Source organism: Euzebya sp. (assembly GCF_964222135.1).
Classification (GTDB): domain Bacteria; phylum Actinomycetota; class Nitriliruptoria; order Euzebyales; family Euzebyaceae; genus Euzebya.
On sequence record NZ_CAXQBR010000011.1, the window covers coordinates 1 to 11,643 of the forward strand.

The following is an 11,643-nucleotide window of genomic DNA, read 5'->3' on the forward strand; positions in this document are numbered from 1 at the left end:
CCCACCGGGGGGGGGCCCCCCCGACACACTGCGAAGCTGCGCGGCGATGCCCACGACTGACCGCCCCCTCACCATCACGAACGCCCGCATCTTCGACGGGTCCGCCGCCGACCTGGTGGAGGGGACCATCCGCGTCGTCGACGGGGTGGTGGTCGAGATCGCCTCGTCCGATGCCGGCGCCGGCGACGGGGAGGTGGTCGACGCCCGCGGCCGGGTGGTCGTGCCGGGGTTGATCGACGCGCACTTCCACGCCTACGGGATCAGCCTCGACATGCTGGCGATGGAGGCGACGCCGATGAGCTACGTCGCCTCGAAGGCCGCCCAGCGGCTCGGCCGGGCGCTGCGCCGCGGGTTCACGACCGTCCGGGACGTCGCCGGCGGCGACAGCGGCCTGCGCCGCGCGCTCGACGAGGGTCTGATCGCCGGCCCACGCTACCTCTACACCGGCCGGGCGCTGTCCCAGACCGGCGGGCACGCCGACCCGCGGCCGCCGGACCTGGCCATCGACCTGTGCTGCGGGCACGCGGGCCACACCGGCGAGGTCGTCGACGGCGTCGATGCGCTCCGCCGCGCGGTCCGCGAGCGGTTCCGCACCGGCGCGCACGCGATCAAGGTCATGACCTCCGGCGGGGTGATGAGCCTGGCCGACCCGCTGCGGGTGCCGCAGTACTCCGCCGAGGAGGTCCGCGCCGTCACCGACGAGGCGACCCGCCGCGGCAGCTACGTCGCCGCCCACGCCTACTCACCCGAGGCGATCGTCCACTCCGTCGCCAACGGGGTCCGCTCGATCGAGCACGGCAACCTGCTCGACGCCGACAGCGCCGCGGCGATGGCCGCCGCCGGCGCCTACCTGGTCCCGACCCTCGCCACCTACGACGCGATGGACCGCCGGGGCGGCGAGTTCGGCCTGACGGCGGTGGGGCTGGCGAAGAACCGCGAGGTCCTCGACCACGGCCGGACCGCGATCGAGATCGCGCGGGCCGCCGGCGTGCCGGTCGGGTTCGGGACCGACCTGATGGGCGGCCTCGAGACCGAGCAGCTGTCCGGCCTGCGCCTGCAGCACGAGGTCGACGGGACCCTCGACCTCCTCCGCGCGGCCACCTCGGTGAACGCCGCGCTCCTCGGGCGGGACGACGTCGGCCGGATCGCCCCAGGGGCGGCCGCGGACCTGATCGTCTACGACGACGACCCGTTCGAGACGCCGTCGGCGCTGTGGGCCGACGGCGGCCGCACGGTCATCCAGGCCGGCCGCGTGGTGGCCTGACCCGCGGGCTACCAGGGCACGTCGGGGATCACGCCGGGCCGTGCGACGGCGCCCTCGATGACCCCGTAGGGCCGGTCGGCGACCAGGAACACCCGGCCGGGGTTGTCGAGGCCGTAGGGGGAGAGGTCGCTCAGGATGTGGTGCTCGTTCGGGAGGGTGAACCGGATCCAGGTCACCTCCTCGTGCGCGTCGAGGACCGCGTTCCCCATCACGTGGAGGGTGTGCTGGACCGACTCCGAGGCGTCGTGCCCGGCGAAGGCGGCCAGCACCGTCGCGGGGACGTCCGCGGCCAACCGGTCGACGTCCACCTCCGCCGACGTGACCCCCCACGCCGCGTCGATCGTGGTCGCCATGATCCGGTCGCGGGTCTCGCCCAGGGTCGTGTACTCGTCGCGGAGGAACCCGCTGAACGCCGACCCTGTGGTCTTCGCCACCCGGGCGCCGCGGATCCCCCCGACCACGGTGACGCCCTGGCCCCGCGTCGCGGTCACCGTCACCACCGGGGTCCCGCCGGCGTCCGGGACGAAGGTGTGGTCGTGGCCCACCCCGTCGATCAGCACCCGTGCCCACGGGTACCGGGTCACCTCCACCACCGCGGCGGTCGTGGCGGCGGAGGCCTCGAGCAGCCGCTCGGCCACCCGGCGGGCGTACCCGGTGACCGAGCCGATGCCGTCGCGCGCCAGCGCGAAGCAGGTCCCCCGCATCGTGTCGGTCGGCAGGACGGCGGCGTTGTCCCCCTCCTCGTGGGCGGCGGCGAAGTCGCCGTGCAGCCGGATGTCGACGCCGAGGTCGGTGTAGGTGTGCGCGTCACCGTCGCGCTCCACGACGGCGAGGCGGATCCCCGCCTTGCCGTACCGGTTCGGGCCCATGGGGAGGGACATGGTCAGGATCCTCGGTAGGTGCTGTAGCCGAACGGGCTGAGGAGGAGGGGGACGTGGTGGTGGGCGGCCGGGTCGGCCACGACGAACGCGACGACGATGTCGCCCCAGAACGTCGTGGTGCCCTGGTCGGCGAACCAGGTCCCGGAGTCGAACGTGATCCGCCACGGCCCGGGCTCGAGGTCGCCGGGCACCAGGTCGGCGATGCGGCCGTCGTCGTCGGTCTCGCCGCGGGCGACCTCGACCCAGTCGCCGTCGCCGGTGTCGCGCTCGACGCGGACCGGCACCCCGACGGCCGGCGCGCCGCCGGCGGTGTCGAGGACGTGGGTGGACAGGCTCACGGGCTCCTCCTCCTCGTCATCCCGGCCGCCCCTCGGCGAGCAGCGCCTCCAGGCGCAGGCGGGTGATCTCGCGCTGCTGCTCGGCGGCGATCCGCCGCTCGGCCTCCGGGTCGTTGCCGAGCCGGGCGGTGAGGGCCTCGAGCACCTCCTCGGCCGACCGGCCCGCGGCGCGGATGAGGAACACGTGGCCGAAGCGCTGCTCGTACGCCGCGTTGCCGGCGGCCAGCCGGTCGAGGACCGCCTCGGGCGCCCCCGCGGTGCCGGACTGCTCCGCGGTCGACCAGCGCGACGCCGAGCGCTCCCCGATCCGCGGGTGGGCGGCGAACGCCTCGAGGTGGTCGTCGGCGGTCAGCCCCTCCCACACCTCGTCGGCTGCGGCCAGCAGCGACTCCGGCGACCCGAACGGCCGGCGGGCGGTCATGGCGTCCGCCCAGGCGGTGGACCCGCAGCAGGCCAGGAGGGCGGTCCGGGCCTCGTCGGACCCGGCCAGGTCGAGCAGCCGTGTGCCCGCGCGGCGCCACCCCTCCGCCGTGACCCGGCCGAACACCCGGAACCGCGCGACCCCGCCGTCGGGGATCACCGCGAGCCGCAGGTGGGACGCCGGGCGGGTCGACGCGACGTCGAGGACGTGGCGGGCGTGGGGTGACATCCGGTGGTCGTCGACGAGGGTCACCCACCCCTCGGACGCCACCAGCTCCGCCGCGGGCGCGCCGGGCGCGTCGATCGCCTGGACGGTGCAGCGGTCGGGGTAGTTGCCCTTGAAGTGGGTGGTGTCGATCTCGATCCGCTCGACCTCGCCGGTGGTGGCCAGCTCGACCACCGCCCAGTCGTGGTCCAGCCCGTCGGGACCGGGACCCCGTCGGCGGCGGGTCTCCCACCCGTCCCCCATGTCGATCGCGTCGCCGACCATGATCATGTTGGAGGGGGCGCCGAAGAACGCGTCGGAGCAGGCCACGACCCGGCCGCCGTTCACGAGGGCGGCGAGGTCCATCCGCCCGCCGGGGTCGGCGACGCGGTGCAGGTCCACGACCGGTCGGCCGAGCAGCCGGAGGCGGGCGACCCCGCCGTCGGGGTGGATCGCGAAGCGGACGTGGGTGACCCGGCGCGCGTCCTCGACCACGACGCGCTGGACCTCGTCGCCCCGCAGCGGCGTGCGACCGATGAGCGGCAGCCACCGGGTCGACGCATCCGGCCCGCCGTCGCCGCAGATCGCGCCGGACAGGTCGAAGGCCTCGGGGAAGTTGCCGCGGAAGAAGGTGGTGTCGACCACGACGGCCTCCACGACCCCGGGCATGCCGAGGCGCACGGTGCACCAGTCGTGGCTCGTCCCGTCCGGATCCGGTCCGCGTCGGCGTCGGGTCTCCCAGCCGTCCATCACCTTGCCGCGGTCGGTGTAGGCGCGCGGGTCGAAGGTCGGTCCGAGGGGGTCGAGCAGGTTCTCCTTCGCCCCGAAGAACTCGTCGTTGGCGGCGAGCACCATCCCGCCGAGGCGCTTGGCGGCCAGGTCGACCAGCCCGGTGAAGGGGGTGTCGGCGGCGTCCACGGCTCGTGGGCTCGCGGTCATGGGCGGAGCACCCCCCGCGGCTCCCCGACCGGCCGGCCGTCGACGACGACCGCCACCCCGGCCAGGTACGTCGTGACGACGCGGCCGACCACGTCGCGGCCCTCGTACGGCGTGGTCGGGTGGCGGTGCTGGAGCGCCTCCCCGCGGACCCGCCAGTGCGCCAGCGGATCGAAGACGACGAGGTGGCCGGCGGCCCCGGGGGCGAGGATCCCCACGTCGTCGAACCCGGCGATCCCCGCGGGACCGGTGCCCATCCAGCGGACGAGGTCGGTCAGGTCGTGGCCGCGCCGGATCGCCGCGGTGTGGAGGAGCGGCAGGCCGAGCTGCAGCGACGCGATCCCGCCCCAGGCGGCGAGGAAGTCGCCGGTGTCGAGGGCCTTGTCCTCGGGCGGGCAGGGGGAGTGGTCGCTGACGACCGCGTCGATCACCCCGTCGGCGAGGAGGTCCCACAACCGGTCGGCGTTCGCGGCGTCGCGGATCGGCGGGGCGCACTTGTGGTCCGTCGCCCCGTCGGGGACGTCCTCGGCGTGGAGGGTGAGGTAGTGCGGGCAGGTCTCCGCGCTGATCGGCAACCCCTCCGCCTTCGCGGCGGCCACGACCTCGCCGGCGTCCGCTGCGGACAGGTGCAGGACGTGGACCCGGGCGCCGGTGGCCCGGCACCCCTCCACCAGGGCGGTGACCGCGGCGACCTCGGCCTCTGCAGGTCGGCTGGCCAGCCACGTGGCGTGGCGGCGGGGGTCGGCGCCGGCCTGCGCGGCCGCGGCCCCCTCGCAGACGTCGGGGTCCTCGGCGTGGACGATCAGGCGGCTGCCGAGGGCGGCGACCCGCTGCATCAGGACCGTGACCTCCGACGGGTGGACGCAGCCGAACTCCGGGACGCCGGAGTCGCACAGGAACGCCTTGACCCCTCGGACGCCGTCCTGGTGCAGACCCTCGAGCGCGTCGGCGTTCTCCGGCACGGCCCCGCCCCAGAACGCGACGTCCACGAACGCCTGGTCGCGCGCGACCAGGCGCTTCGCCGCGAGGGCCCGGCGGTCGGTGGTGGGCGGCAGGCAGTTGAGCGGCATGTCGACGATCGTCGTCACCCCGCCGACGGCCGCGGCGCGGGTGGCGGTGGCGAACCCCTCCCACTCGGTGCGGCCTGGTTCGTTGACGTGGACGTGGCTGTCGACCAGGCCGGGCAGGACCGTCAGGTCACCGACGTCGACGGACTCGCGGGCGGGGGGCAGCGGGTCGCCCAGCGCGGCCACGTCGATGATCCGGCCGGCGTCCACGACGACGGTGCCGACGACGACCCCGCCGGGGGTCACCAGCCGGCTGCTGGTCAGGGTCAGGTCCACGACGTCCACGGCTCCGGAACGGTAGCCGACAGGCGGTGCCCCACGCGGGCATGGTGCGTGGGTAGCCTGTTCGCGACCCGAGGACCCCGACCGGAAGGGGGTGCGCCGACGTGCGGACCACGACCCTCCGCAGCCTGCCGGGACGGGTGTCGGTCGGGTACTGGCTGGCCGCGTCGCTGTGGGTCGCGGTCAGCGACGGGGTGCTCGTCGTGGTCCACGGGCTGACCGCCGCGCGGGTCATCGGCCTGGCGAAGGGGCTCGGGTTCGTGGCCGTGACCGCCGTGGCGCTGTTCGTCGTTCTGCGGCGGCTGACCGGCCAGGTGGATGCGGCGCACCGCCGGGTGGAGGAGGAGCACGAGCGCTACGAGGCGCTGGTCCGCCGCTCCTCGGACATCATCGCCATCGTCGAGCCGAGCGGCGTCGTCACGTTCGTCAGCCCGTCGGTGACCGGGCTGCTCGGCTGGACGCCCGAGCAGTTCGTCGCCCGCGAGCTCAGCGAGCTGATCCACCCCGACGACCGCCGGCGCGCCCAGTCCATGGCCGACGCGGTCATCGCGGGGGAGGGGCGGTCACCGGAGGTGATCCGGTTCCTCACCGCCGACGAGACGTGGCGCCACCTGGAGGTCACGGCCGCGCTCCAGTCGGCGGACGCGACGTTGCGGGGGATCGTCGTCAACGCCCGGGACGTGTCCGAGCAGGTGCGCGTCGAGCGGGCGCTCGAGCGGGTGTCGGTGCGCGACCCGCTGACCGGGCTGCGGAACCGGCACGAGTTCGAGGTCGGCGTCCGCGACGTCGCCCTCGCCGCCCACGGACCGGACGCCCGGCTGGTCGTCCTCGCGATGGACATCGACCGCTTCCGCGAGGTCAACGAGGAGGTCGGGACCGCTGGCGGCGACGAGGTCCTCCGGGAGATGGCCCGCCGCCTGGACCGTGTCACCCCGCCGGGCGGTGTGACCGGCCGCCTGTCCGCGGACGGGCTGGCGGCGGCGTTCCTGCTGCCGGGGGGCGCCGGCGGCGGCGCCCCCGCGGCCGACGTCGCGGCGGTCCGGGCGTTCGCCGAGCGGGTCCGGCGCACCCTCGGCCAGCCGATCGAGGCGCGGGACCGCTCGTTCTCGCTGTCGGTCGCGATCGGCGCCGCCGTGTGCCGGGCCGAGGCCGCGCCCCTCGAGGCGCTGCTCGCGGCCGAGGGCGGGTTGGGGGAGGCGAAGGTCCTGCCGGACCGGCTGTCGCTGGTCGTCGACCCGGTGTCGGTGTCGTCGCGGCCCCGCAACGCCGAGCTGCACGACGCGATCGCCGAGGACCAGCTCGTCCTCGTGTACCAGCCCCAGCAGGACCTGCAGACGGGGCGGACCGTCGGGGTCGAGGCGCTCGTGCGGTGGGACCACCCCACCCGCGGGCTGCTGGCGCCGGGTGCGTTCCTCGAGGAGGCCGAGGCGAACGGGTTGCAGCCGGCCATCACCCGCCGGGTGCTCGACCTCGCCACGCGCTTCGCCGCCTCCGTCGACGGCGGGATCCGCGTGTCGGTCAACCTGTCCCTCGGCGACCTCAGCCGTCGGGAGCTCGCGGGCGAGGTCTTCGCCGCCCTCGAGCGCAGCGGCCTGGACCCCTTCAGGTTGCGGCTCGAGCTGACCGAGCGGGCCCTGCTGGTCCAGCCCGAGCAGTCCCTCGAGACCATGCACGAGCTGCGGGCGGCCGGGGTCACGTTCAGCGTCGACGACTTCGGGACCGGCTTCAGCTCCTTCAGCCACCTGCGGTCGCTCCCGGTGGACGAGATCAAGATCGACGGGTCGTTCGTCGCCGACATCCGCAACCCGCGGAGCCGCGCGATCGTGCGGAGCCTCATCGACCTCGGCGAGGAGATCCAGATGGACACCGTCGCCGAGGGCATCGAGGACGAGAAGACGCTGGCCGCGCTCCGCGAGCTGGGCTGCCCCCTCGGCCAGGGCTACCTGATCGCCCGCCCGAGCCCCCCGGACGCGGTGATCGACGCGTTGTGAGGGGTGAGGGCGGGTGTGGGGATGCGGGTCCGGTCGCTGTCCGGTCCCGCCGTTCCCCTGTGATCTGAGCCCTGGGTCCGCCGGTGTACCTGGCCGTCAGATCTGAGCAGAGGGTCGCGCGACCGAGACCCCAGATCTGGGTGGTGGGTCGGTCCACGGCAGCAACTCCCAGATCCGAGAGCACCGGCGGGCCCCACCGGCGACACGCGGTCGTCACACCGGCGGGGTTATGCTCGGCCGATGATCGCCGCCGCACAGGAGCACCGCCGCTGAGCGTCGCCCGCCCCTCCGATCTCGCCGGCGCCCTGGAGGCGCTGGCGGCCCGGCCGGACGCGCACCTCCTCGCCGGCGGGACGGACCTGATGGTCGAGGTCAACCACGGCCACCGCCGCCCGCCCGCCATCGTCGCGCTCCGGCGGGTGGGCGAGCTGCAGGGCATCGCCACCGGACCCGAGGAGCTGGACATCGGCGCCGGCGTCACCTACGCCCAGGTCGAGGCCGACCTCGCCGACGAGGCTCCCGGCCTGGCGATGGCCGCCCGCACGATCGGGTCGCCCCAGATCCGCAACGCCGGGACGATCGGGGGGAACATCGGCACCGCCAGCCCCGCCGGCGACACCCTCCCGTGGCTGGTCGCCATGGACGCCGCCGTCGAGCTGGCCGGTCCGTCGGGGTCGCGGACCCTCCCCCTCACCGATCTCCTGACCGGCCCGAAGCAGACCGCGATCGAGCCCGGTGAGATCATCCACCGCGTCCGCGTGCCGCGGGTCACCGGCCCGCAGCACGTCGCGAAGGTCGGCCCCCGCAACGCGATGGCGATCAGCGTCGCCAGCCTGGCGCTGGTGGTCGACACCGACCGGCGCCGCGTGCGGGTGGCGCTGGGCTCGGTCGGCCCGACGCCGGTCCGACCGACCGAGGCCGAGGACGCGATCAGCGCCGCGATCGACTGGGACGCCCTGGTCTGCGACCCCGATGATGTGGACGCGTTCGCCGCCGGGTGCGCTGCCGCGGCCGCCCCGATCACCGACCACCGCAGCACCGCCGCGTACCGCCGCCACGCCGCTGGCGTGCTGGCCCGCCGGACCCTGACGAGGTGCCTCTTCGCATGAGCAGCGTCCCCGACCCCACCAATCCCGACCTGCCGATCGACCCGACGGACGCCGCGCCGGCCGCTGACGCCTACGCCCTGGCGGTGAACGGCCGCGAGGAGGCCGTGACCGAGTCGTGGCTGGGCGAGTCCCTGTTGTACGTCCTGCGGGAGCGCCTGGGCCACCCCGGCTCGAAGAACGCCTGCGACCAGGGGGAGTGCGGGTCGTGCACCGTCCTGCTCGACGGCGTGCCGGTCTGCTCGTGCTGCGTGATGGCCGCCGACGCCGTCGGGTCGACGATCACGACGGTGGAGGGGCTGGGCTCCGAGGAGGGTGGTCTCACCGACGTGCAGCAGGCCTTCCTCGACGCCGGCGCGGTGCAGTGCGGCTTCTGCACGCCCGGGTTGATCGTGGCGACGCACGACCTGCTCGACCGGCAGCCCGAGGCCGACGAGCTGACGATCCGCGAGGCGCTGAGCGGGAACCTCTGCCGCTGCACCGGGTACGGGCGGATCCTCGAGGCGGTCGCCGCCGTGCGGGACCGCCGTCTGGCGGGTGGCGGCCGTGGCTGAGGCGGCGACCACCTCGACCGCCACCGGTGGTCGGACCGCCGTGGCCGGCGGCCTCGGGCAGTCCGCCGACCGGCCCGACGGCACCCCGAAGGTCACCGGGGACTTCGCGTTCTCGAGCGACCTCCACGTCAACCAGATGCTGTGGGGGCGGACGTTGCGGAGCCCCCACCCCTCCGCGGTCATCCGGTCGATCGACACCTCCGCGGCGGTGGCGATGGACGGGGTGCACGCGGTCCTGCTGGCCGACGACGTGCCCGGCTCGGCGACGTACGGGATGGAGCACCGCGACCAGCCGGTGTTCGCCGCCGACGTCGTCCGCTACCACGGCGAGCCGATCGCGGCGGTCGCCGCGGACCACCCCGAGCTCGCGCTGCGGGCGGTGCAGGCGATCCGGGTGGACTACGAGGTCCTAGAGCCGCTCGCGGACGCCGAGGCGGCGATCGACGCCGACCCGATCCACCCCGACGGCAACGTGTTCCGCCACATCCGGCTGCGCCACGGCGACCCCGACTCGGTGACCGGGGACGTGGTCGTCGAGGGCACCTACGAGGTCGGGATGCAGGACCAGGCCTTCCTCGGCCCGGAGTCCGGGCTCGCCATCCCGGACGGCGAGGGCGGCGTGGACCTCCACATCTCCACCCAGTGGCTCCACGTCGACCGGGACCAGGTGGCGGCGTGCCTCGGGTTGCCGGTCGAGCAGGTGCGGCTGCACCTCGCCGGCGTCGGCGGGGCGTTCGGCGGCCGGGAGGACGTCAGCCTGCAGGTGCACGTCTGCCTGCTCGCTCTCGCGACCGGCCGGCCGGTGAAGATGCTGTACAGCCGGGAGGAGAGCTTCTACGGCCACGTCCACCGCCACCCCGCGCGGATGTGGTACCGCCACCACGCCACCTCCACCGGCGAGCTGGTGAAGGTGGAGGCGCGGGTCGTCCTCGACGGCGGGGCGTACGCCTCCTCCTCGACCGCGGTGATCGCCAACGCGACGTGCTTCTCCTGCGGGCCGTACCGGGTGCCGCACGCGGCGATCGACGGGTACGCGGTCCGGACCAACAACCCGCCGTGCGGGGCGATGCGCGGGTTCGGGGCGGTGCAGGTCTGCGTCGGGCACGAGGCGCAGATGGACAAGCTCGCCGCCGCACTGGGGATGGACCCCGTCGACCTGCGGCTGCGCAACGCCCTGTCGACCGGCGACGCGATCATCACCGGCCAGGTCATCACCGGCACCGCGCCGGTCCGGGAGGTGATCGAAGCCGCCATGGCCCATCCGCTGCCGCCGGAGGGGCCGGCCGGGACGGCCGGGACGGCCGGGTCGGACGGGGCGGCGGTCGCACTGCCGGGTGGGACCGGGATGGTGGTGGAGGCGCGGGACGTCCGCCGCGGCGTCGGCATGGCCGTCGGGTTCAAGAACCTGATGTACTCCGAGGGGTTCGACGACTACTCGACCGCGGCCGTGCGGGTGGAGGTCGACGCCGCGGGCGAGGTGGTCGCCACCGTGCGGTGCGCCGCGGCAGAGGTCGGCCAGGGCTTCCACACCCTCGCGCTGCAGATCGTGCGGTCCGAGCTCGGCGTCTCGCGGGTCGTGCTGGGCCCGACCGACACCTCGATCGGGTCGGCGGGGTCGACGTCGGCGTCCCGGCAGACGTGGATGAGCGGCGGCGCGGTGCAGCTGGCGTGCCAGGCCGTGCGGGCGGAGCTGCTCCGGCGCGCGTCCGCGGTCCTGGACGTGCCGGTGGAGGGGGCCCGGCGGGAGCTGCTGGACCTGCGGGACGGGTCGGTCGTGCCGTTGGAGGGGTCCGGGGTCGACGGGGGGTCGGTCCCGGTGGCTGCCCTGCTCGCGGACTCGGCGATCGAGGAGGTCCGCGAGCACCACCACCCGCCCACCGAGCCGCTCGACGAGCACGGGCAGGGGAACGCCCACGTGTCGTTCGCGTTCGCGGCGCACCGTGCGGTGGTCGACGTCGATCCCGAGCTCGGGTTGGTCCGGGTCGTGCAGATGGCCACCGGGCAGGACGTCGGCCGCGCGCTGAACCCCCGGTCGGTGGTCGGGCAGATCGAGGGCGGGATCGCCCAGGGGGTCGGGTTGGCGGTGATGGAGGAGGTCGTGGTCGACGGCGGGCTCGTCAGGAACCCGTCGTTCACCGACTACCTGATCCCGACGTCGCTCGACATGCCCGATGTGGTCGCCACGCTGATCGAGCAGCCCGAGCCGGGCGCCCCGTTCGGCGCGAAGGGCGTGGGCGAGCCCCCGACCATCTCGTCCACCCCGGCGATCGCCGCCGCGATCCGCGCGGCGACGGGTGCGCCGATCACCCGGGTGCCGGTGCGGCCCCAGGACATCGCGTTGGCGGATCCCGCCCGGTAGTCCGCGGTCGTCAGGGTGACGTGGTCGATGTGGCCCGATGTGGGCGAGATCGGCTGCGCGGTGGTTCTCCACAGGGGAGGGTGTTGGAGGGAGGGGTGGGGTTGTAGCGTGCCGGGTGCCTGGGAGTGGTCGACGACGGGGGTTGTCGCGTGGGTGAGGTGGACGCCAGAGAGGTGGCCTTCAAGGTCGCGATGGCGGTGATCGGGCTGGTCGGGGTCGTGCTGTTGGTGCAGCGGTACG

The 11,643-nt window shown here is 74.9% G+C and carries 9 protein-coding genes; 5 read left to right on the forward strand and 4 right to left on the reverse strand.

The features are described 5' to 3' along the window. The first annotated feature begins 46 nt into the window (after positions 1–46). On the forward strand, positions 47–1,264 hold the full coding sequence (locus tag ACEQ2X_RS03440) for an amidohydrolase family protein (RefSeq protein ID WP_370324373.1): 1,218 nt from the start codon (positions 47–49) through the stop codon (positions 1,262–1,264). 8 nt (positions 1,265–1,272) lie between these two features. Here ACEQ2X_RS03440 and pucL read toward each other — a convergent pair whose 3' ends face one another. Genes pucL through allB form a run of 4 tightly spaced genes read right to left on the reverse strand, consistent with a single transcriptional unit; the run spans position 1,273 to position 5,396 of the window. After that, positions 1,273–2,145: a factor-independent urate hydroxylase gene (gene pucL / locus ACEQ2X_RS03445; RefSeq protein WP_370324374.1), complete on the reverse strand. Its 873-nt coding sequence runs from the start codon at positions 2,143–2,145 to the stop codon at positions 1,273–1,275. A gap of 2 nt (positions 2,146–2,147) precedes the next feature. Then, on the reverse strand, positions 2,148–2,483 hold the full coding sequence (uraH, locus tag ACEQ2X_RS03450; protein WP_370324375.1) for a hydroxyisourate hydrolase: 336 nt from the start codon (positions 2,481–2,483) through the stop codon (positions 2,148–2,150). Positions 2,484–2,499: 16 nt separating this feature from the next. Then, positions 2,500–4,047, reverse strand: coding sequence for an allantoicase (alc, locus tag ACEQ2X_RS03455; RefSeq protein ID WP_370324376.1), 1,548 nt, complete (start codon positions 4,045–4,047; stop codon positions 2,500–2,502). Then, positions 4,044–5,396 (reverse strand): allantoinase AllB, encoded by a 1,353-nt coding sequence (allB, locus tag ACEQ2X_RS03460; RefSeq protein WP_370324377.1) that lies wholly within the window; start codon positions 5,394–5,396, stop codon positions 4,044–4,046. Before allB ends, alc begins: the two co-directional genes overlap by 4 nt. A gap of 101 nt (positions 5,397–5,497) precedes the next feature. Between allB and ACEQ2X_RS03465 the strand changes: the two genes are divergently transcribed. The 4 genes from ACEQ2X_RS03465 (at position 5,498) to pucD (ending at position 11,403) form a co-directional block, all read left to right on the forward strand. After that, entirely contained in the window at positions 5,498–7,384 is a 1,887-nt protein-coding gene (locus tag ACEQ2X_RS03465) for a putative bifunctional diguanylate cyclase/phosphodiesterase (RefSeq protein WP_370324378.1), read from the forward strand. Between the two features lie 143 nt (positions 7,385–7,527). Then, the gene (locus ACEQ2X_RS03470) at positions 7,528–8,493 is read left to right on the forward strand and encodes a xanthine dehydrogenase family protein subunit M (RefSeq protein WP_370324379.1); all 966 of its coding nucleotides are present in this window, start codon (positions 7,528–7,530) and stop codon (positions 8,491–8,493) included. Beyond that, positions 8,490–9,044 carry a (2Fe-2S)-binding protein gene (locus ACEQ2X_RS03475; RefSeq protein ID WP_370324380.1) on the forward strand — a complete coding sequence of 185 codons (555 nt, stop codon included), beginning with the start codon at positions 8,490–8,492 and terminating at the stop codon, positions 9,042–9,044. The genes ACEQ2X_RS03470 and ACEQ2X_RS03475 overlap by 4 nt, the downstream gene beginning before the upstream one ends. Then, on the forward strand, positions 9,037–11,403 hold the full coding sequence (gene pucD / locus ACEQ2X_RS03480) for a xanthine dehydrogenase subunit D (protein ID WP_370324381.1): 2,367 nt from the start codon (positions 9,037–9,039) through the stop codon (positions 11,401–11,403). Before ACEQ2X_RS03475 ends, pucD begins: the two co-directional genes overlap by 8 nt. Positions 11,404–11,643: the final 240 nt, after the last annotated feature.

What these genes read in the sequence shown, in the direction of transcription:
- ACEQ2X_RS03440 (WP_370324373.1), top strand. Translation starts at nt 47, where the DNA reads ATGCCCACGACTGACCGCCCCCTCACCATCACGAACGCCCGCATCTTC.
- pucL (WP_370324374.1), bottom strand. Translation starts at nt 2,145, where the DNA reads ATGTCCCTCCCCATGGGCCCGAACCGGTACGGCAAGGCGGGGATCCGC.
- alc (WP_370324376.1), bottom strand. Translation starts at nt 4,047, where the DNA reads ATGACCGCGAGCCCACGAGCCGTGGACGCCGCCGACACCCCCTTCACC.
- ACEQ2X_RS03475 (WP_370324380.1), top strand. Translation starts at nt 8,490, where the DNA reads ATGAGCAGCGTCCCCGACCCCACCAATCCCGACCTGCCGATCGACCCG.